This is a genomic window from Mesorhizobium australafricanum (assembly GCF_033977265.1).
Taxonomy (GTDB): domain Bacteria; phylum Pseudomonadota; class Alphaproteobacteria; order Rhizobiales; family Rhizobiaceae; genus Mesorhizobium; species Mesorhizobium australafricanum.
In genome coordinates this window covers 177,351-199,514 of the sequence record NZ_JAVIIT010000003.1, presented here as the reverse complement: position 1 = coordinate 199,514, position 22,164 = coordinate 177,351, and the positions used below count along the sequence as shown (strand labels likewise).

Below are 22,164 nucleotides of genomic sequence, written 5' to 3'. Positions count from 1 at the left end.
CCGCCTTACTCGAAAGGGACAATGATGAACGATCCCCGCCACAATATCCGCGAAGTGCGCAGCCCCCGCGGCGACAAGCTCAACGCCCGCTACTGGACGACAGAGGCGCCGCTGCGCATGTTGATGAACAATCTCGACCCGGAGGTCGCCGAGAACCCGAACGAGCTCGTCGTCTATGGCGGCATCGGCAGGGCGGCGCGTACCTGGAACGATTTCGACCGCATCGTCGCTTCGCTGAAGACGTTGGGCGAGGACGAGACGCTCCTGGTGCAGTCCGGCAAGCCGGTCGGCGTTTTCAAGACCCACGCCAACGCCCCGCGCGTGCTCATCGCCAACTCCAACATCGTGCCGCACTGGGCAACCTGGGAGAAGTTCAACGAACTCGATCGGAAGGGCCTGATGATGTACGGCCAGATGACGGCCGGCTCCTGGATCTATATCGGCACGCAAGGCATCGTGCAGGGCACGTATGAAACTTTTGTGGAAGCGGGCCGCCAGCACTACAACGGCAACCTCAAGGGCAAATGGATCCTGACCGGCGGTCTCGGCGGCATGGGCGGCGCCCAGCCTCTGGCCGCCGTCATGGCCGGCGCTTGCTGCCTGGCGATCGAATGCAATCCCGACTCGATAGATTTCCGCTTGCGCACCCGCTATGTCGACGAAAAGGCCGAGACGCTCGACGAGGCGATGGAAATGATCGAGCGCTGGACCAAGGCCGGCGAGGCGAAGTCGGTCGGCCTGCTCGGCAACGCGGCCGAGATCGTGCCGGAAATGTTCAGGCGCGGCATCCGTCCCGACATGGTCACCGACCAGACCTCGGCGCATGACCCGATCAACGGCTATCTGCCCAAGGGCTGGACCATGGCCGAATGGCGCGAGAAGCGCATGTCGGATCCAAAGGCCGTCGAAAAGGCCGCCCGCGCGTCGATGCGCGAGCATGTCGAGGCGATGGTGGCGTTCTGGAACGCCGGCGTGCCGACGCTCGACTACGGCAACAACATCCGCCAGGTCGCCAAGGACGAGGGTTTCGAGAACGCCTTCGCCTTCCCGGGCTTCGTGCCGGCCTATATCCGGCCGCTGTTTTGCCGCGGCATCGGTCCGTTCCGCTGGGCGGCGCTCTCGGGCGATCCGGAAGACATCTACAAGACCGACGCCAAGGTGCGCGAGCTCACCCCCGGTAACACCCATCTGCACAATTGGCTCGACATGGCGCGCGAGCGCATCTCGTTCCAGGGCCTGCCGGCGCGCATCTGCTGGGTCGGCCTCGGCGACCGCCACCGGCTCGGCCTGGCCTTCAACGAGATGGTGGCCAAGGGCGAGCTCAAGGCGCCTGTCGTCATCGGCCGCGACCATCTCGATTCCGGCTCGGTCGCCTCGCCGAACCGCGAGACCGAAGCGATGAAGGACGGCTCCGACGCCATCTCCGACTGGCCGCTGCTCAACGCGCTGCTCAATACCGCGTCCGGCGCCACCTGGGTGTCGCTGCACCATGGTGGCGGCGTCGGCATGGGCTTCTCGCAGCATTCCGGCATGGTCATCGTCGCCGACGGCACGGCCGACGCGGCAAAGCGCCTGGAGCGCGTGCTCTGGAACGACCCGGCGACCGGCGTCATGCGCCATGCCGATGCCGGCTACGACATCGCCATCCAATGCGCCAAAGAACACCAGCTCAACCTGCCGGGCATCTTGGGTTAAGGCGATGCGCATCCTTCGTGCCGCCGGCTACCGCGTCATGCCGTGGAAGAATGGCGGCGGCACGACCACCGAAATCGCCGTCTCGCCGAACGGTGCCGGGCTCGACGATTTCGACTGGCGCGTCTCGATGGCCCGCGTCGAAACCAGCGGGCCGTTCTCCAGCTTTGCCGGCATCGACCGCACGCTGTCGGTGCTGGAAGGCGATGGCGTCGTGCTCGACATTGCCGGCCAACCGCCGGTGCGCCTGGCCGCGGCTTCGGCGCCGCTCGCCTTTCCGGGCGACGTGCCGACCAGTGCGGCGTTGATCAACGGTCCGATCACCGACCTCAACGTCATGACCCGCCGCGGCCGCATGACGCATAAGGTCGCGCGGCGGCCGCTCTCCGGCGAGATTCGCCTTAGGCCGGACGCCGACACGACGCTCATTCTTGCCGTTGACGCCGGCGTCACGCTCTTCACGCACGATGGGTCGGACCTCGGACCGCTCGATGCGCTGATTCTCGACCGTGACAGCCTGGAACTGCGGCTTCAGCCCAAGGGGCAGGGTCTGCTTTTCGTGATCGAGCTCCATCGGGTCGCCGCCAACCATTAACGGCTGTTGCCAAACATGATCGCGGCTCGGGTGAATTATCGTCCGGCCCCTTGCATGTATCACGAAAAAGCCTGAATCCTTGCCCTGATCCAACCGGGGCGGAGAGCGAAGGGCGTTCGCCCACGAACTGTCGGAAGGGCACGCCCCTGTCGTGGTGCGCAACACAAACTTTCGGCCAACCAGTCATGCAACCAATTGCAATTGATCCGGTTTTAGGGGCATTGCCGTGGCGGTGACGCCGCATTGCGCCCCGCCTTACGGAATTTTCAATGAACATTCAGACGAATCCGAACAAGATTGAACAGACAAGCGCCGGCTTCCCGGTGGTGACGGAAGCGCCGATACGCTCCAACTTCCTGCCTGAGGACCGGCTGCGCGCCTTGGGCGTTGCGCTCGCCAATGGCGAGGTCAAGGAACTGTTCGGCCTCGCCCCGTTCGAGTTCCAGGCCCGCATCCGCGACAGCGCCAAGAAGATCCTCGAAGTCTATCGCTCGACCAATGCCGCCCAAGCCAAGGGCGAGACCATCACACCGGCCGCGCAATGGCTGCTCGACAACAACTACCTGGTCGAGGAGACCATTTTCCAGGTCAAGCGCGACTTGCCGCGCCGCTTCTATCGGCAGTTGCCGACGCTCACGCTCGGCGACGGCATCGTATTGCCGCGCGCCTTCATCGTTGCCTGGAGCTATGTCGAGCATTCCGACAGCTCCGTCTCGGCCAGCATGTTCAAGGCGATCGTCGAGGGCTTCCAGTCGGTCGAGCCGCTGAAGATCGGCGAGATCTGGGCGCTGCCGTCGCTGCTGCGCTTCGTGCTGATCGAGAACCTGCGCCGCATCGCCGTGCGCGTCGATCGCACCAGGCAGATGCGCCACATCGCCAACGAGGTCGCCGACCGCGTTCTGGCGACCGACGACAATGCCGACCGCACCAGGATCCTGTCGACCTACAGCGCGCATGCGCAGGACACCACTTTCGCCACCCAGCTGCTCTATCGCCTGCGCGACGGGTCGCAGAACGCCGGCAGGGCGCTGGAATGGCTGGAAGGGGAGCTCGAAAAGACCGGCTCCGACGCTGAGGAGATCATCATCTCCGAGCATCAGACGCTGTCGAGCGGCAACGTCACCACCGGCAACATCATCCGCGGCCTGCGCCTTATCAACGACGTCGACTGGACGGTCTGGTTCGAAGGCGTCAGCCGCATCGACACGCTGCTGCGCGAGAAGACCGATTTCGCCGCGCTCGACTTCTTCTCGCGCGACCAGTACCGCACCGCGATCGAGCAGCTGGCCCGCCGCTCCGAGCTGTCCGAATACCGGGTGGCCGAAAAGGCGATCGAGCTTGCCGGCCACACGCCCGGTGTCACCGATGCGTCCGGCGTGCCCGAAACCGCCGACCCCGCCGTGCATACCGATGTCGGCTTCTTCCTGGTCGGCCCGCGCCGGCAGGAACTGGAAAACGCGATCGGCTACCGGCCGCCTTTCCATGTGACCCTCAAGCGCGCCTTTGCCAGCGCTGGCTGGCTGGGCATCGTCGTGCCGGTTTTCCTTTTGACGGCGCTGCTCTTGGTGCTGTCGGGGAGGGCGCTCGCCAATCTCGGCCTGTCGGTGGAATCGATCACGCTGATGCTGGCGTTGTTCGCTGTGCCGGCCAGCGAAGGCGCGTTGGCCTTCTTCAACACCGTGGTGGCGCTGTTCCTGAAGCCGACCCGGCTTGTCGGCTATGATTACAACAAGCACGGCATCCCGGCCGAGGCGCGCACCCTGGTCGTGGTGCCCTCGCTGATCGGCTCGCGCGACGATGTCGAGGAAAACATCCGCAACATCGAGGTGCATCACCTCGCCAACACGGCGGAAGAGATCCATTTCGCTCTGTTGTCCGACTGGCCGGATTCCAAGACCGAGATCGACGCCGCCGATATCGAGATCCTGCAATATGCCCGCGACGAGATCGCCAGGCTCAATGCCCGCTATCCGTCGGAGGGCTCGCCGCGCTTCTATCTCTTGCATCGCCGCCGGCTCTACAACCAGGCGCAGGGCTGCTGGATGGGCTGGGAGCGCAAGCGCGGCAAGCTGCATGAGCTGAACCTTCTGGTGCGCGGCGACAGCGACACCACCTTCCTGCCGCTCGACGTGCCGTTGCCGGAGAAGGTCGTCTATGTGATGACGCTCGACGCCGACACGCGCACCACGCGCGACGCGGTTTCGAGCCTGGTCGGCAAGCTCGCCCATCCGCTGAACCGCCCGCATTTCGATCCGGTCAAGCGCGTCGTCAGCGCCGGCTACACCATCCTGCAGCCGCGTATCACGGCTTCACTGACCAGCGGCGACGATGCCTCTTTCTTCCAGCGCGTCTTCTCGGCCAACCGCGGCCTCGACCCGTATGTGTTCGCCGTCTCCGACGTCTATCAGGACGTCTTCGGCGACGGTTCCTTCACCGGCAAGGGCCTCTACCATGTCGATGCCTTCGAGGCGGCGCTGAAGGACCGCATCGACGAAAACACCATCCTCAGCCACGATCTGCTCGAAGGCGCGCTGGCGCGCGCGGCGTTGGTCACCGACGTCGAGCTGGTCGAGGATTATCCGACCCGCTACTCGGTCGACGCCTCGCGCCACCATCGCTGGGCGCGCGGCGACTGGCAGCTGCTCGGCTTCATCTTCAACCCGCGCGCCGGGGTGCCTGCGCTGTCGCGCTGGAAAATGGTCGACAACCTGCGCCGCTCGGTCACCCCGATCTTCTGGGTCATGGCCTGCGTCGCCGGCTGGACGCTGCTGCCCTTCACCCAGGCCGCGCAGTGGCAGGCCCTTTTGATCCTCAGCCTGTTCATGGCGCCGACTTTCGATATCGTGAACGGCATCCTGCCGAAGAGCGGCGACCAGACGCCGCGCGGCCATTTCTCCGCTCTGGCCCGCGACACCGTGTTCGGCACCGCCCTGGTGGCGCTCAAGGTGCTCTTGATGGCGCATCTCGCCTGGATGATGGGCGATGCCATCATCCGCACCATCTACCGGCTCTTTATCAGCCGGCAGAACCTGCTCGAATGGCGCACCGCATCGCAGGCGGCCAAAAGCGGCACCGATCTCGGCGCCTATTACGGCATGATGTACGGCGCGGTGATCATCGGCGTCGTCGGCCTCGCCGTTCCGGTGCTGGCCGATTCCACCGGCGCCTTCGTCGCCTTCTTCTTCGCCATCTTCTGGATCGCTTCGCCCGCCGTCGCCTGCTGGATCAGCCGCTCGGCCGAAACCGAGGACAGGCTGCGCATCTCGACCGCCGACATCCACGTGCTGCGCACATTCGCGCGCCGCACCTGGCACTATTTCGAGACCTTCGTCACGCCCGAGCAACATCATCTGCCGCCGGACAATTTCCAGGAAAGCCCGGCGCCGGTTGTGGCGCCGCGCACCTCGCCGACCAATATCGGCGTCTATCTGCTCTCGGTGGTGTCGGCGCGCGATTTCGGCTGGATCAGCCTGTCGGATGCCATCACCCGCATCGACGCCACGATGACGACCATCGAGAACATGCCGCGCGATCGCGGCCATCTCTACAACTGGTATGACACGACGACGCTGAAGCCGCTCTATCCGCTCTACATCTCGGCGGTCGACAGCGGCAATCTCGCCGGTCATCTGGTCGCCGTTGCCGCATCCTGCGCCGAATGGGCCGAAGCGCCTTCGGTGCATCTGCAGGGCGATTTCGAAGGCATCATCGACACCGTCACAATTCTCGATGAGAGCCTGGACGAGTTGCCTGACGACCGCCGGCAACTGCGGCCCCTGCGCCAGCGGCTGGCGGACCGTCTGGACGGCATGCGCCGCGCCGTTGCGACCATCAAGGCGCAGCCCGAGATGGCTTCGATTCGCACAATCAACCTTGCCGTGCTGGCGGGCGAGATCCGCAAGCTCGCCACCGCCATCCACACCGAGGCGACGTCGCCGAAGAGCGATGTCATCGCCGACTGGGCGGAGCGGCTGGAAGCGACCTGCGAGGCGCATGTGCATGACTCGCACAATGACGACAGCGCGGTCGCCGCCTTGCGCGCCAAGCTGCTGGCTTTGCGCGAACGCTGCCGCCGCTATGCCTTCGAGATGGATTTCTCCTTCCTGATGCGCCAGGAGCGCAAGCTTCTGTCGATCGGCTACCGGGTCGAGGACCGCCAGCTCGACGAGAGCTGCTACGACCTGCTCGCCTCCGAGGCGCGGCTCACCAGCCTGTTCGCCATCGCCAAGGGCGACCTGCCGACCGAGCATTGGTTCCGTCTCGGTCGGCCGATCGTCGAGATCGGCTTCCAGGGCGCGCTGATGTCCTGGTCGGGCTCGATGTTCGAGTATCTGATGCCGCCACTGGTCATGAAGGAGCCGCAGGGCTCGATTCTCAACCAGACCAGCAAGCTCATCATCAAGCGCCAGATCCAGTATGCGCGTTCGAAGAACGTGCCCTGGGGCATTTCGGAAGCGGCCTACAACGCCCGCGACCGCGAGCTCACCTATCAGTACACCAATTTCGGCGTGCCCGGCCTCGGCCTGAAGCGCGGCCTTGGCCAGAACACCGTGATCGCGCCCTATGCGACGATCCTGGCGGCGCAGTTCAGCCCGCGCGAGGCGGTGCAGAACCTGCAGCGGCTGCGCTCGATCGGCGCGCTTGGCCGCCACGGCTTCTACGACGCGGTCGATTTCACGCCACAGCGCGTGCCGGAAGGCACCGACCATGCCGTGGTGCAGAACTACATGGCGCACCATTCCGGCATGTCGATCGCCGCTGTCGCCGACGCCATTTTCGAGGGCCGGCTGCGCGAGCGCTTCCACAGCGACCCGGTGATCGAATCGGCCGAGCTTCTCTTGCAGGAGAAGGCGCCGCGCGACATTCCGACCGCCACGGTCAGGACGGAAGCCGACGAGCGTTCCAAGGACGAAACCGAGACCGAGAGCCCGGACACACGCATCATCCTCGACCCGATCAAGGCGCTGCGGGCGACCAACGTCATGTCCAACGGCCGCTATTCGGTCATGGTCACCGCTACCGGCTCCGGCTACAGCCGCTTCGGCGAGCTTGCGATCACCCGCTGGCAGCCGGATCCGAGCGAGGACCGTCTCGGCTCCTACATCTTCCTGCGCGACACCGCGACCGGCGACTGGTGGTCGGCAACCGCCGAGCCGAAGCGCGCCGAAGGGGAACGCGTCCAAACGCTGTTCGGCGACGACAAGGCAAGCTTCACCAAGACGGTCGGCTCGCTACGTTCGGAAGTCGAATGCATCGTCATTTCCGAAGGCAACGGAGAAGGCCGCCGCATCACGCTTTATAATGACGGCGCGACCGACCGGTATATCGAGGTAACCTCCTTCGCCGAGCTGGTGCTCGGCAACGAAGCCTCGGACAACGCCCATCCGGCGTTCTCCAAGATGTTCATCGAGACCGAGATCGCGCCGGGCAACGGCGCGATCTTTGCCACAAGGCGCAAGCGCGACAAGAACGACCCCGACCTCACCATGGTGCATTTCGTCACCGACCCGGCGGGTCCGTCGCGCGATGCCGAGGCCGAGACCGACCGGCGCGCCTTCATCGGCCGTGGCCGCACCATCGCCGATGCAGTCGCCTTCGATCCCGGCGTCAGGCTTTCCGGTGGCCAGGGCTTCACGCTCGACCCGGTGGCGGCATTGCGCCGCCAGGTGCGCGTGCCGGCCAACAAGAAGATATCGCTGACCTTCTGGACCGCCGTCGGCGCCGATCGCGGCGAGCTCGACGAGGCGATCGCCCGCCTCGACCACCAGGAGAGCTTCGCCCGCCAGGCCATGCTTGCCTGGACGCGCAGCCAGGTGCAGACGCGTCATCTGGGCCTGAGCCTCACCGACGCCGCCAATGTGCAGAAGCTGGCGCGCTATCTGATCTATCCCGATCCGTTCCTGCGCCTGCCTGCGGAATCCATCGCCTCCGGCCTCGGCCGCCAGTCGAGCCTGTGGCCGACCAGCATCTCCGGCGATTTCCCGATCTTCCTCGTGCGCATCGGCGACGTCGCCGATCTCGAGATCGTCGCCCAGGCGCTCCGCTTCCAGGAATATATGCGCGCCCGCGGCATGATGATCGACTTCGTCGTCGTCAACGAGCAAGCCTCGTCCTATGTGCAGGACCTGCAGCGTGCGGTGGAGACGCTGTGCGAGAACAGCCGCCTGCGCGGCCGCGAGCTTGGGCCCCGCCAGCACATCTTCGCGGTGCGCCGCGACCTGATGGACGAGCCGACCTACAAGACCTTGCTGTCGGTGGCGCGCGTCGTTCTGCATACCCGCAACGGCACGATCTTCGATCAGCTCGAACGCGCCGAGACAGCCGCCCTCCAGGCCCGCGATGCCCTGCTGCAGGCGGAAGGTGGCAGTCCGCGCGAGCCAATTCCGCCGCTGCCTTTGCCGGTGCCGGCAAGCCGGGGAGGAGCCGACATTGCCGCCGACGGCAGCGGCCTCAACCTGTGGAACGGCTTTGGCGGCTTCGATGGCGACGGCCGCCACTATGTGACGCGGCTGACCGGCCGGCGCTCGACGCCGCAGCCCTGGATCAACGTGATCTCCAACGCCTCCTTCGGCTTCCACGTCTCGGCCGAAGGCGCCGGCTTCACCTGGAGCCGCAACAGCCGCGACTACCAGCTGACGCCCTGGTCGAACGACCCGGTGTCGAACCGGCCCGGCGAGGGCTTCTATGTTTTCGACCACGCCACCGGCAAGGCGTTCTCGCCGATGGCAGCGACGGTTCGCGATCCGTCGATGACCTATGAGACCTGGCATGGCCAGGGCTTCTCGACCTTCCGCTCACGGCGGGGTTCGCTGTCCATGGACCTGACGCAGGTGGTCGACCCGACCGATCCCGTGAAGATCACCCGGTTGCGCATCCAGAATTCCGGCTCCGCGCCGGCACGACTGCGCGTCTATGCCTATGCCGAATGGGTGCTGGGCGGCCATCGCTCGCGCACCGCGGCTACCATCGTGCCGACGCGGGATGCGGCAACGGGCGCGCTGTTGGCGCAGAACCCCTATGGCCTCGACTTCGGCGAGCGGGTCGCTTTCCTGGCGGCCGGCCATACCGTCCATTCGGTGACCGCCGACCGTAGCGAGTTCATCGGCAGGCATGGCACGACCGAGTATCCGCAAGCCGTGCTTGGCGGGCTTGCGCTCTCGGGCCGGATCGAGGCGGGCGACGATCCCTGCGCGGTTGTCGCCAGCGACATCGACATTTCGGCCGGCGGCGACGTCACGCTGCTCTGGCTGCTCGGCGACGCGTCCACGACCGCCGAGGCAAGCGCGCTGGTGCAGACCCATCGCGGCAAGGATTTCGACCAGCGCCTGGCCGACAACGAGCGCGCCTGGCGCGGCTTCCTCGACACCATCCAGGTCGAGACGCCCGACGAGGCGATGAACGCCATGGTCAACCACTGGCTGCCTTACCAGAGCCTGGCCTGCCGCATCCGCGCCCGCTCGGCATTCTACCAGGCAAGCGGCGCTTTCGGCTTCCGCGATCAGCTGCAGGACACGCTATCGCTTCTGGCGCATGACCCGAAGCTGGCGCGCGACCAGATCCTCAATGCCGCGCGCCGGCAGTTCCCGGAGGGCGACGTGCAGCACTGGTGGCTGCCGCGCACCGATGCCGGGGTGCGCACCTTGATCTCGGACGACGTTGTCTGGCTGGCGCATGCGACGGCCCGCTACATCGAGGTGACCGGCGATGCTGGTATCCTCAAGGAGCAACTGCCTTTCATCGACGGGCAGCAGCTCGGCGAGGGCGAGCATGACGCCTTCTTCACGCCGGAGATCACCAAGAGCACCGCACCGCTCTATGATCATTGCGCGCGGGCGCTCGATCTCGCGATCAAGCGCAGCAGCCCTGCCGGCCTGCCGCTTATCCTCGGCGGCGACTGGAACGACGGCATGAACCGCGTCGGCGAGGGCGGCAAGGGCGAGAGCGTGTGGCTGGGCTGGTTCCTGTTGAAGACGCTCATCGACTTCGCACCGGTCGCCAAGGGGCAGGGCGACACCAAGCGGGCGCAGGCCTGGACCAAGCATGCGGATGCGCTGAAGCGGGCGCTGGAAAGCACCGCCTGGGACGGCCAGTGGTACCGGCGCGGCAGCTTCGACGACGGCACGCCGCTCGGTTCGCACAACTCCGACGAGTGCAAGATCGACTCCATCGCCCAGTCCTGGAGCGTGCTGTCGGGCGAGGGCGATCCGGCCCGCTCCACGACGGCAATGGGGCAGGCGACCAACATGCTGGTCGATGACGAACTCAATATCGTCAAGCTGTTCACGCCGCCCTTCTCCAGGAGCGAGAAGGATCCCGGCTACATCAAGAGCTACCCGCCGGGCGTGCGCGAGAACGGCGGCCAGTATACCCATGCCGCGACCTGGTTCGTGATCGCGCTGGCCGAAATGGGCCGCACCGACGAGGCCTATCGCTGCTTCTCGATGCTGAACCCGGTCAATCACGCTTCGGATGAGGCGGCGGCCGAACACTACCGCGTCGAGCCCTATGTCGTGGCCGCGGACATCTATTCCGGCGAAGGCAAGGGCGGCCGCGGCGGCTGGACCTGGTACACGGGGTCGGCCGGCTGGCTCTACCGCGCCGCGGTGGAAGGCATCCTCGGTATTGAGCGGCGGGGCAAGGAGATCACGTTTAGGCCGAAGCTGCCCGGACACTGGGATGGCTACGCCGCGACGCTCAAGATGTTCGATGGCGAGATCAAGGTTCGCGTCATCCGCGACAAAAAGACCAAGTCGATCTCGCTTGAAGTCGACGGTTCGAAGAAAAAATCGACCTCTTTTGAGCCTAAAGCCGGTGGCAAGACCGAGGTCGTCGTCAAGATACCTGCGTAAAATCAAAGGCTTGGCTTGTTGGCTGCGCACCCTCCGGGGCGCGTGGCCAATCGCTTTTTTACTTGGCGTGGGGCGCCGCGCCCGACCGCGCGCCTTCCTTTAGGGCAGGCTGAGCAAGCAGCCGGTGATTAAAAATGTGGCAGCGCGAGGCAAGTGCCATTATTTTGCCGCAAGGCTGACATTTCACCTTTTATCTCAAACCGTTAGGCGATCACGTCAGATTTCGTACCGTCGTCATCTTTTGTTCGCTAAATGGGAACGGAAGGGATAGACGACGCATTGTTTCGCGACACATTTACCGGTACGTGTCAAAAAATGGTGCGGTGCACAATAGCGGCATTGAGCACGGACAAGAGTTTGGCGGAGTAGCTGAAGTGTCACTTCTGCAGATCTACTTTAGAGCGCTGGGTTATCTGGCGGCCGACAAGAAACGCGTTGCGCTGATTTGCGGCGCCAACGTCGCGCTCGCAGCGATCGCAATCCTCGAGCCGATCCTGTTGGGCCGGGTGATCGGTGCCATCTCCGAAAAAGGCCAGGTGTTTTCGACGCTCGCCGTCTGGGCAGCTCTCGGTGTCTTCAATGTCATAGCCTTCGTGCTGGTGGCGCGCGGCGCCGACCGCTTCGCCCATGCGCGTCGTTCGGAAGTGCTGTGCGAGTCCTTCGAGCGCGTCATCACCATGCCGCTCGCCTGGCATCACCAGCGCGGCACTTCCAATTCGCTGCACACGCTGCTGCGCGCCGTCGAGACCCTGTTCAGCCTGTGGCTCGAATTCATGCGCGTGCACCTGTCGACGGCAATCGCGCTGGTGCTGCTGGTGCCCACCGCGCTTGCCATGGATATCCGCATGTCCATTGTGTTGCTTGGCCTGGGCGTGCTTTACGTTGGCATCGGCCGTATCGTCATGCGCCGCACCAAGTCAGGGCAGACAGCCGTCGAGCGCCACTACCACACCGTGTTTGCCCATGTGACCGATAGCGTCAGCAATGTCGCCGTGCTGCAGAGCTACAACCGCATCGGCCATGAGACCGCGACGCTGAAGCGTTACGTCAAGAACCTGCTCGACGCGCAGAACCCTGTGCTCGACTGGTGGGCGATCGCCAATGCGCTGAACCGCCTGTCGTCGACCATCTCGATGATGATCGTGCTCTCGATCGGCGCTTATCTCGTCACCCGTGGCCAGCTCCGCGTCGGCGATGTCGTCGCCTTCACCGGCTTTGCCGGAATGCTGATTGCCCGTCTCGACCAGATGTCGGCCTTCACCACCCAGATTTCCGAGGCGCGCGCCAAGCTCGAGGACTTCTATCGCCTTGAAGACTCGGCCGCCGACACCGCTGAGCCGGACGGTTTGCGCGAGCTCACCAATGTCACCGGCCACGTGCGCTTCGAGGACGTCAGCTTCGAGTTCGCCAATTCCGGCCATGGCATCGACGACGTCTCCTTCGAGGTCCAGGCTGGCCAGACGGTTGCCATCGTCGGCCCGACCGGCGCCGGCAAGACGACGCTCATTAATTTGCTGCAGCGCGTCTTCACGCCGTCAAGCGGCCGCATCCTGATCGACGGTATCGACACCCGCACGGTGACCCGCAAGTCGCTGCGCCATTCGATCGCCACCGTCTTCCAGGACGCCGGCCTGCTCAACCGCTCGATCGAGGACAACATCCGTGTCGGCCGCGCCGATGCGAGCAATGACGAGGTCCACGCCGCGGCCAACGCCGCCGCAGCGCAGGATTTCATCCTCTCCAAGAGCGGCGGCTACGATACCATCGTCGGCGAGCGCGGCGGCCAGCTCTCGGGCGGCGAGCGCCAGCGTATCGCCATTGCCCGCGCCGTGCTGAAGGATGCGCCGATCCTGGTGCTCGACGAGGCGACCAGCGCGCTCGACGTCGAGACCGAGGACCGCGTCAAGGAGGCGATCGACGAGCTGCGCCGCGACCGCACGACCTTCATTATCGCCCACCGCCTGACCACCGTCCGCGACGCCGACCTCGTCGTCTTCATGGACAAGGGCAAGGTGGTCGAGTTCGGCGGCTTTACCGAACTGTCGCTGCGCAACGGCCGCTTCGCCGCCCTGCTGCGCGCCGGCGGCCTGCTCAACGACGAAGAGGTCCGCCGCCTCAGCCGTCCGGTGACGGAAGCGGCTTAAAGCACGACCTTACCTTCTCCCCTTGCGGGAGAAGGGAAAGTGCGACACTCCCCCGATTGCCCCTGACGCATCGCCGGTCTATTTAGGTCGGCATGAGTGACACCACCTCACGCCCTGCCGGCTGGACCGATCTCGCCAACCCGACGCGCTTCGTCGGGCTGGCCGACAAGGTCGTCCCTTGGCTGGCGGCGCTAGCGGCGATCCTGCTCGTGGCAGGCTTGTATATGAGCTTCACCGCGCCGGAGGATTTCCAACAGGGCATCACGGTGCGCATCATGTATATCCACGTGCCTTTCGCCTGGCTCGCCATGATGTGCTACACGATCATGGCGATCTCGGCGCTGGGCACGCTGGTATGGCGCCATCCGCTGGCCGATGTGGCGCTGAAATCGGCGGCCCCGATCGGCGCCACCTTTACCGCACTGGCGCTGATCACCGGCTCGATCTGGGGCAAGCCGATGTGGGGCACCTGGTGGGTATGGGATGCGCGGCTGACCTCGGTCTTCGTGCTCTTCCTGATGTATCTCGGCATCATCGCGCTGACCCGTGCGCTGGATGATGCCAGCCGCGCCGCCTGGGCCGCCGCCATCATCACGCTCGTCGGCTTCATCAACATCCCGATCATCAAATTCTCGGTCGATTGGTGGAACACGCTGCACCAGCCCGCGTCGGTCTTCCGGCTCGGCGGTCCGACCATCGACCCCTCGATGCTGTGGCCGCTCGGCGTGATGGCGCTCGGCTTCACTGTGCTGTTCTTCGCGCTGCATCTGATGGCGATGCGCACGGAGATTTTCCGACGCCGGGTTACCGCGATGCGCAGGGTTGCGGCAAGGCAGGCCGAGCGGGCTTAACCTTCTCCCACAAGGGGTGAAGGGAAAGGCGCACAATCACCCCATCCGTCCACGTGCCGCCACCGGCAGCGTCTCCAACACCTTGTCACCGTCGATCAGATGCACTTGGTCGAACAGGTTCGTCACCACGCAGCAATGGTCCGGCACGACGCGCACGCGCTCGCCGATGCGTAGACTTGCGCCGTCGGAGAGCGTGACGTTGCCGTGCTCTTCGCTCAAACCGGTGATGAGGGCGCCGGGTACGCCGAGCAGTTCGCCGAAATCCGGCAGGCCGAGCGTATCGGATGACAGCGCCTTGCTGCCGGAATCGAGGATGGCGCGGGTCGCCGTCGGGTGGCTGACCACGGTGGCGAGCACCGTCAGCGCGCAGTCGTCCAGCGTGCCGACGCCTTTGGCGACCTGGTAGCGGTCGAGATAGATGTAGGTGCCGGGCCGGTATTCGGTGACGACGCTGTTTTCGCCGGAGCGCCACATATCGGGCGTGCCGCCGCTGGAGATGCGTTCGCATTCGAGCCCTGCCGCGGCAAGCGCGTCGCGTGCAGTCTTCAGCCAGGCTTCCGCCTCGGCGGCGCGCCCGGCGGCCGGATAGGTCATCAGCCCGCCAAAGGCGAGGCCCTTTGCCTGATCGATCACCTTCGCCAGCGCCAGCGCATCGTCGGTGCTCTGTACGCCGCAGCGGCCCATGCCGGTGTCGCATTCAACCAGCACTTGCAGCGGATGGCTGGCATCGGTGAAGGTGGCGGCAAGCCCTTCCAGTGTCTCGTGGCTGTCCGCCGTCACCGACAGCATCACGCGACCATGCAACGCCTTCAGGCGCTCCAGCTTGGGGCGGCCAAGGATGTTGTAGGGCAGGAAAATATCCTCAAGCCCGGCATCGGCCATCACCTCGGCTTCGCCGATCTTCTGGCAGGTGATGCCGACCGCGCCGGCCGCGACCTGCTTCTTCGCCCAGTAAGGCAGCTTGTGCGTCTTGATGTGCGGCCTGAGCTTCAACCCGTGGCGGTCGGCATGCGCCTGCGCCTTCTTTATATTGGCTTCGGCGCGGGCCGCGTGGATCAGGATCGCCGGCGTGTCGAGGTCGTCTATGCTAGCCATGAAAATCACCGTCCAATGCATGTATCTTGAAAGCGGGAACCGGTTTCGGGACAAAGACGTGGGTAAAATCGAAAAGTCCGGTTGGGTTTATGGTCCCGATCCGGCCGGATGTCACGGGGCCAGAGCCGTCAGTTTGCGTCGACAGCGGACCGGCATTGGGCTATTCGGATGGGCAGATTTCAGCAGGCAGCGGCCGGAGGAAGGCAACCCATGAAGCGCTCCAAGATCAACGACATCATCCGCGAAGCCGACGCCTTCATCCGCTCCTTCGGCTATATCATGCCGCCCTTCGCCTATTGGTCGCCGGAAGAGATGAAGGCGCATAAGGGCGACTCGTCGGCCATCTTCACCTCGCGCCTCGGCTGGGACATCACCGACTACGGCCAGGAGAAGTTCGACGAGCTCGGTCTGTTCCTGTTCACCGTCCGCAACGGCCGCTACGAGGACATGAAGCTCGGCATGGGCATGCTCTATGCCGAGAAGATCATGATCTCGCGCAAGGACCAGTTGTCGCCGATGCACCGCCACAACATCAAGGCCGAGGACATCATCAACCGCGGCGGCGGCAAGCTGGTGCTGGAATTGTTCATGCACGACCGCGACGGCGGCATCGACCCGAATGCCGAAGTGTCGGTGCCGGTCGACGGCACAATCCATCGGTTGCCGGCAGGCGGGCTGTTGAAGCTCGATCCGGGCCAGAGCGTCACGCTGCTGCCCGGCGTCTGGCACGCCTTCTGGGCCGAGGGCAAGGACGTGCTGATCGGCGAGGTCTCGACCGTCAATGACGACCTCACCGACAACGTCTTCCGCGACCCGATCGGCCGCTTCTCCAACATCGACGAGGACGTCGCGCCGGTTCATCTACTGGTGTCGGATTATGAGAAGTGGGTGGGGTAGGCGGAAGCGGCTACCTACCGCGCGTATTTATCCGCCTTGCGGTTCCCGAGCAGCAGCTTGCGTTCCAGATGCGCGCGAAGCTCGCCGTAATAGACGGTGAGGAAAGCCTTTGAATCGATCGGCTCGACCCTGGCGCCGATCTTGCGGGCGATGGTCTCCGCCACCGCCTTGAGCGCCGAATAATCGTCGCGGCGCAGCACTTCCTCAAGCTTCTGCAACTCGGCGATGCCATAGGCATCGAGCTGCGCGGCGCTGAACTGGAAGCGTGCGGCAATCGGGTCCTTGCGCAGCGAAAGATCTTCGACCAGCGCCACTTTCGGCGCCTCGACCACCCAGGTGCCTGCGAGCAGGTCGCCGATCCTCAACCGGTCGCGGTTGAAGAGCGGAAACAGCGAGAACAGCAGCGCCCAAACCAGGCCGAAGATGGTCGTCAGCGTGTCGGCCACATCGGCGCTGGCGCGCGCGGCGAGGATCGACAGCGGCAGGAACACTTCGATCTCCCGCATCAGATTGCGCGCGATGACCTGGTCGAGCGTGAGGCCGGCGCCGCTGCGCGACGCGACCCTGACGCCGACCATGCGCTTGCCCGGCGTCGCGGCGCGCCGTCCGGCCTCGAAGGCAATGAAATAGATGTTGCGCAGGAAGAAAATGAAGATGACCCAGACGATGAACAGCGGCTGCGCATCCTGGAAGCCGAGGCCGGCAAGGCCAAAGATTATCACCAGGGAGAAGACCACGCCCGCGGTGACGATGATCACCACATCGAGCAGGAATCCCGAAGCGCGAGTGCCGGCATCGGCCAGCTTGACCCGCAGGTCCACGCCTTCCGGCGTGACCAGCGGGCGTATCAGCGCGGCCGGGCTCTTGGTCTTGCCCACAGTTCTAGCGGTCGCCATGCCGCACCATACGCAACAGGTAGAAATAACAGATCCACAAAGCCAGCATGCCGCCGCCGATCGAATAGCGGACGACGTCGCTGGTGATCGTCTGCCGGCCGATGCCTTCGAGCAGCCCGGCAAAAAGCAGCATCACCGTGACGCCGACCATGGCGGTCGCCGCGACGCGCCCGGCCTGGGCGGCGGCTGCCATGCGCGTCAGTTCGCCGGGAAAGGCGATGCTGGTGCCGATGCGCATGCCGGCCGCACCGGCGATGGCGATGGCGAACAGCTCCGTCGTGCCGTGGATAGAAAGCCAGCCGCCAAGTTCGAAGCCCAGCCCCTTGGCGGCATAGATCTGGAAAATCGCGCCGAGCATGCAGCCATTCATCAGGATGATCAGCACGCTCGGCACGGCGAAGGCGAAGCCCAGCGCGAAGGCCAGGATCGAGACCTGCGTGTTGTGGGTGAAGAGATAGGCGGCGAAGCCTGAAAGGAAGTGATCACCGCCGCCGTAAAGCACGCTGCGCAGCGTCTCGGCCGATGAATCCGGATTGCGCCCGCCGGCCAGGCTCGGCGCGATGATGGCGTCGTACCAGCGCTTGTCGGAGGCGACCAGCCAATAGCCGGCAATCGCGCCGATGACCGTCAACCCGACCGATGTCCACACTTCGCGCCAAAGGTCGCGGATCGCCGCCGGCCAATCGTGCAGGAAGAAATCGCCGATGCGGATCCTCAAGGAGCGCCGCGCGCCGTAGAGATAGAAATAGCCGCGCAGGCACAGCGCCTCGAGATAGGCGATCAGCGCGCTGTCGAGCGAAGTCGCGCGCGCCACAGAGAGCGAGGACAGCGCCGAGCGGTAGAGCAGGGGCAGCGACAAGAGTTCGTCTTCCGACAGCGCGCGCGGCGCGCGCTTCTCGACGCGCGCCAGCAGCGCCTCGAAGGCTTTCCAGTCGGCCTCGCGCTCCTGGCGGAAGCTCGCCAGCGACTGGCGCACCGTATCGGTGCCGGCGGACAGCGTCATAAGAGGTTCTCCTCCTTGAGCTGGATATAGCGTTCGACCAGCGCCGGGCCGAGCCGCTGATGATCGGCCTCGATGACATGCGCTCCAAGCAGCCTGAGCCTGCCGATCACCACCTGACGCTGCTTCAAAAGATCGCCGGCGGTGACGGAGCGGGCGACATCCTCGGGCGCCGCCGGCGCCATGTCGGACAACGTTTCAAGTTCCACATCCTTCATCAGCATGAACAGCACCAGATGCCGTTCGGTCAGCCGGCCGACGGTGCGCAGCATCAATTCGGCGCTGATCGGATCGACGAAATCGGTGAAGACGATGACCAGCGAGCGCCGGTCGAGCCGAGCCGAAAGCGTGGTGAGCGCCAGGGTGAAATTCGTCTCCTCGGTCGAATAGTCGATCTCGGCGGCGCGCTTCTGGATCATGGTGAAGCTCGGCGAGCCGCGTACCGCGCCGCTCGAGACGCGCGGCCTGGCATCGAAGGAGAACAGGCTGACAAGGTCTCCACCCTTGAGCGCGATGAAAGCCGACAGAAGCGCCGCCGTCACTGCCCGGTCGACTTTCGGCACGCCGTCGACCGGCTCGCACATCAGGCGGCCGCTATCGATGGCTAAAACGATGTTGTTGTTCTCCTCGATCCGGAACTCGCGCGCCAAAAGCTTGCCGTGGCGGGCGCTGCGCTTCCAGTCGATCATGCGCCGGCCCATGCCGGGCTGGTAATCCTTCAGCGCTTCGAATTCGCGGCCCTGGCCGGCGCGCTTCTGCGCATGGCCGTCGGCAAGGGCCGAGCGCTGCAAGAGCGTGATCGCCTCGTCGCGCGCGCTGGTGACATTGGGCAGCACCGCAACCTTGCGATCGACTGGCAATATGACCTGCTTCCACACCAATCCGAACGGCCCCTGCCAGCGCAGCCAGAGCCGGTCGAAACTCGCGATGCCGCGGCGGATAGCCTCGAATTCGAGGTCGAGCGTGCCGCCATTGGCCGGCAGCGCGCCGCCGGTGCCGGCTACCGGTTGCACCCGCTGGTCGTGCCCGACACGCGCTTGCAGTCGCCGCAGCCTCGCGCCGAAGCCGGCCGCGATGTGCAGCGTGAAGCGTCCGCCGACGCCCACCTGCGGCGGCGCGGTCAGCGTCGCGTTGAGCGAGGCACGACCCCGCCCGGCGGCGGCGTCCACCGCCAGGAATGCAAGCAGCGCGCAGATCCACAACAGGCCGAGATACCAGACAGAGGGCAGCGCGAGCGCGATCAGGAAGGCGGGGATCGCCCCCGCCGCCGCTGCCCAGACTGCTCGGCCGCTCGGATAGATCAACGCGGCGCTTCCGTATGATCGACGAGGTCGGAAACGATCTGCTCGACCAGCCGCCCGTCGATCTGCGCTGCCGGCGAGAGAACGACGCGGTGACGGAGCGCCGGCACGGCCAGCGCCTTGACGTCGTCCGGGATGACGTAGTTGCGGCCGTCGAGCGCCGCCCTGGCGCGCGCGGCTCTCGCCAGCATGGCGCCCGCGCGCGGACTGGCGCCCACTTCCAGGTCGGGGCTTTCACGCGTGCCGCGCACAAGTGCTGCGATATAGCCGACGACATCGTCGACCAGCGTGACGTCGCCGACCGTGGCAAGCGCGGCTTCCAGCGCCTTGCGGTCGGTCTGCGCCTTGATGCCGTATTGGCCGATATCGTGCGAGGCCGAGCCGCCGCCGTGATGGACGATGATGGCGCGCTCTTGCTTGAGGTCCGGGTAGCTCACCCTGTGCTTGAACAGGAAACGGTCGAGCTGCGCTTCGGGCAGCGGATAGACACCCTGATGCTCGATCGGGTTCTGCGTCGCCACCACCATGAAATTCTTGCTGAGCGGATGCGTGGTGCCATCGAAGGTAACGGCGTGCTCCTGCATGGCTTCGAGCAGGGCTGCCTGCGTCTTCGGCGGCGTGCGGTTGATTTCGTCGGCGAGCAGCAGGTCGCAGAAGATCGGGCCGCGCGTCAGCGTGAACTGCCCGGTCTGGAAATTGTAGATGTTGGAGCCGACGATATCGCCGGGCATCAGGTCGGGCGTGAACTGGATGCGACCGTAGGCGACGCCCAGCGCCTGCGCGAAGCAGCGCGCCGTCATGGTCTTGGCGGTACCCGGCGGGCCCTCGAGCAGGATATGGCCGCCGGCAAACAGCGCCGTCAGCATCAGGTCGACCGTGTCGTGCTGCCCGGTGATCGCTTTGGCCACCTCTTCCCTGATCGCGTTCGCCAGGGCCTTCACTTCATCGACGTTCACCGAGCCTCCTTGCCGTCCAGTCATGCAGCTGTTCGGCTGCCTCATGCATTGCGGCCAAATTGTTGGATTCGTTCGCGGCCTTGAAGCGCCGGGTGAAGCCGTGCGCCTCGCCCTTGTCGCGGGAATCGAGCCAGCGGTCGAGCGCTTCGCCCTGCAGCCCATGCGGCGCGCCGAGCAGTGCCCCGGCGCGCTGCCGCACCAGCGTTGCATAGCGATCGCCAAGCCCCTGCAGCCGCCCCGCGCGCTTCAGCAGCGTCGCCGTGGTGTCGACCAGCGCCCGCTTGCCGAAGGCGATGGCGCGGCCTTCCGCGCGCGGTGGCCCGAACCGGCCGAGCCCATGCAGGAAAGCGAGCGCGGCCGCCACCAGCACCGACAGCGTCAGCGCCAGGAAGGGCGGTTCGACCAGAAGCTTCGCAAGATCGTAGTTGCCGCCGATGCCGTGCATGCTCAGGTCGAACATCACCGCGCCCTTGGCGGGCTCGAGCATGGCGATCATGTCGAGCGCGGCGCCCGCCTTCTGCTCGTCGCCCAACGCGGCATTGTTGAGGAAATCGGGATCGGTCAGGATGTAGAAAGGTTCGCTGTCGAGCTCGGTCAGGATGGCCCTGCCGTCGCCCGCCGCGACCAGCGGGTCATCGTCCGCCACCCATTGCAATTCGTCTGGCACGGCGATCTTGCGGCCTTGGACATCGATCTTGTCGACCGTCGGCTCTCCTTCGCCGAGCTTCGCCTTGGCGAGCCGGCCGAGCCAATCGTTGACAACCGAGTTCGGCAACCGCTCGATTTTCGTTTCCCAACCTTCCCGGCCTAGCAATGGCATGGTCTGCCATTTCGGCAGGACGAAAAGCGTGTCCTTGCCCGAGCGCAGCTTGACGAGGCGATCGAGCGCGGCCGGATCGCTGCCGGGCGCGATGGTGACGACGAGCAGGAAAGTCGATGCCAGCGGGGACGCAAGGTCCTTCTCGCCACGTGCCATCGGCGGCGCCTGTCCGTTGGTCAGCTTCAGCCATTCGACGATCCCGGCATAGCCGGTGCCGCCTTTCGAAAACGGCGTTGCGCCGCCTTCGGGCTGGCGGAAATCGGGCGCATAGGTCGAGAGCAGGAAGAAGCCGGCCGCGGCCAGGAGACTGGCGAAAATGCCCCAGAACAGGGTTTTGCCGCTGAACGGCGCCTCGGCCGCCTCCGTCACCTCCGCGCTCATGCCCAGGCATCCCGGAAAGCGAAACGCTCATAGGCGCCGCGCGCCTGCCGCCAGCCCTCGGCGCCGACCGGACGGCGGGCAAACAAGGCAGCCTCGACGATGCGCGCGATCTCGCTGAACGCGGCGCGGGGCCGGGTCGGGATCGAGCCTGCACCCGCGATGTCGCGCGCCGTCAGCGATGGGCGCAGGAAGTCCGGCAGCCGGGTGGCGATGTCGGCGACGCTGCGGCGCAACAGAAGATGCACCGCTTCGTCATATTCGCCGCGCGCGGCAAGCCCATCGGCCTCGGAGAGCAGGATCTGGGCCGCACCAGCATCAGGGCGCCATTCCTCCTTCGCTTCGATCTCCTCGCGCTTGCGCCGCCATGGCAGGCGCCAGGCGATGCCCTTCGCTTCAAGAAACACAAGCAGCGCGATGATCGCGACGCCGATAATCACCGCGCCCCAGAACATATAGATCATGTAGGGACCGAGCTTTGCCAGATACTCCAGAAGCGGCTTCAGCCACTCCGGCGGCTCGGGGCGCACATAGGTCGGCAGCCCGAACTGGATCGAATCGTCCGCCAGCAATTGCTTGTACAACTGCGCCAGCCGTCCAGCGTCTTCCGCCCCTGCCTGCACGGCTGCCACCCGCTCTTCCCCCTGCAACCTGCGGTTCGGTTTCGACACTGGCAATACGCCAAGACAA

General features: G+C 65.3%; 13 protein-coding genes. 6 read left to right on the top strand and 7 right to left on the bottom strand.

Going from position 1 to position 22,164, the window contains the following annotated elements; all coding sequences use genetic code 11:
* The first annotated feature begins 21 nt into the window (after window positions 1-21).
* The 5 genes from hutU (at window position 22) to RFM98_RS07775 (ending at window position 14,131) form a co-directional block, all read left to right on the top strand.
* A complete protein-coding gene (gene hutU, locus RFM98_RS07795) occupies window positions 22-1,695 on the top strand; it encodes a urocanate hydratase (protein ID WP_320308322.1) in 1,674 nt (557 codons plus the stop codon).
* Window positions 1,696-1,699: 4 nt separating this feature from the next.
* Window positions 1,700-2,287 (top strand): HutD/Ves family protein, encoded by a 588-nt coding sequence (locus RFM98_RS07790; protein ID WP_320308321.1) that lies wholly within the window; start codon window positions 1,700-1,702, stop codon window positions 2,285-2,287.
* 269 nt (window positions 2,288-2,556) lie between these two features.
* Window positions 2,557-11,136, top strand: a complete 8,580-nt coding sequence (locus tag RFM98_RS07785) for a glycoside hydrolase family 94 protein (RefSeq protein WP_320308320.1) — start codon at window positions 2,557-2,559, stop codon at window positions 11,134-11,136.
* 374 nt (window positions 11,137-11,510) lie between these two features.
* Window positions 11,511-13,280, top strand: coding sequence for a glucan ABC transporter ATP-binding protein/ permease (locus tag RFM98_RS07780; protein ID WP_320308319.1), 1,770 nt, complete (start codon window positions 11,511-11,513; stop codon window positions 13,278-13,280).
* 92 nt (window positions 13,281-13,372) lie between these two features.
* Complete coding sequence (locus tag RFM98_RS07775; protein WP_320308318.1) at window positions 13,373-14,131, top strand: heme ABC transporter permease; 759 nt, start codon at window positions 13,373-13,375, stop codon at window positions 14,129-14,131.
* A gap of 36 nt (window positions 14,132-14,167) precedes the next feature.
* Here RFM98_RS07775 and RFM98_RS07770 read toward each other — a convergent pair whose 3' ends face one another.
* A complete protein-coding gene (locus RFM98_RS07770; protein WP_320308317.1) occupies window positions 14,168-15,226 on the bottom strand; it encodes a D-TA family PLP-dependent enzyme in 1,059 nt (352 codons plus the stop codon).
* A gap of 210 nt (window positions 15,227-15,436) precedes the next feature.
* On the opposite strand from RFM98_RS07770, the gene RFM98_RS07765 reads away from it, so the two are divergent.
* Entirely contained in the window at window positions 15,437-16,123 is a 687-nt protein-coding gene (locus RFM98_RS07765; RefSeq protein ID WP_320308316.1) for a D-lyxose/D-mannose family sugar isomerase, read from the top strand.
* Window positions 16,124-16,137: 14 nt separating this feature from the next.
* On the opposite strand, the gene RFM98_RS07760 is transcribed toward RFM98_RS07765, so the two are convergent.
* The 6 genes from RFM98_RS07760 to RFM98_RS07735 are packed head-to-tail and all read right to left on the bottom strand — an operon-like array spanning window position 16,138 to window position 22,106.
* Window positions 16,138-17,019 carry an RDD family protein gene (locus RFM98_RS07760; protein WP_320308315.1) on the bottom strand — a complete coding sequence of 294 codons (882 nt, stop codon included), beginning with the start codon at window positions 17,017-17,019 and terminating at the stop codon, window positions 16,138-16,140.
* Entirely contained in the window at window positions 17,006-18,022 is a 1,017-nt protein-coding gene (locus RFM98_RS07755) for a stage II sporulation protein M (RefSeq protein ID WP_320308314.1), read from the bottom strand. Before RFM98_RS07755 ends, RFM98_RS07760 begins: the two co-directional genes overlap by 14 nt.
* Window positions 18,019-19,323 (bottom strand): DUF58 domain-containing protein, encoded by a 1,305-nt coding sequence (locus RFM98_RS07750; RefSeq protein WP_320308313.1) that lies wholly within the window; start codon window positions 19,321-19,323, stop codon window positions 18,019-18,021. Before RFM98_RS07750 ends, RFM98_RS07755 begins: the two co-directional genes overlap by 4 nt.
* The gene (locus RFM98_RS07745; RefSeq protein WP_320308312.1) at window positions 19,320-20,276 is read right to left on the bottom strand and encodes an AAA family ATPase; all 957 of its coding nucleotides are present in this window, start codon (window positions 20,274-20,276) and stop codon (window positions 19,320-19,322) included. Before RFM98_RS07745 ends, RFM98_RS07750 begins: the two co-directional genes overlap by 4 nt.
* Entirely contained in the window at window positions 20,263-21,477 is a 1,215-nt protein-coding gene (locus tag RFM98_RS07740; protein WP_320308311.1) for a DUF4350 domain-containing protein, read from the bottom strand. Before RFM98_RS07740 ends, RFM98_RS07745 begins: the two co-directional genes overlap by 14 nt.
* A complete protein-coding gene (locus tag RFM98_RS07735; RefSeq protein WP_320308310.1) occupies window positions 21,474-22,106 on the bottom strand; it encodes a DUF4129 domain-containing protein in 633 nt (210 codons plus the stop codon). Before RFM98_RS07735 ends, RFM98_RS07740 begins: the two co-directional genes overlap by 4 nt.
* Window positions 22,107-22,164: the final 58 nt, after the last annotated feature.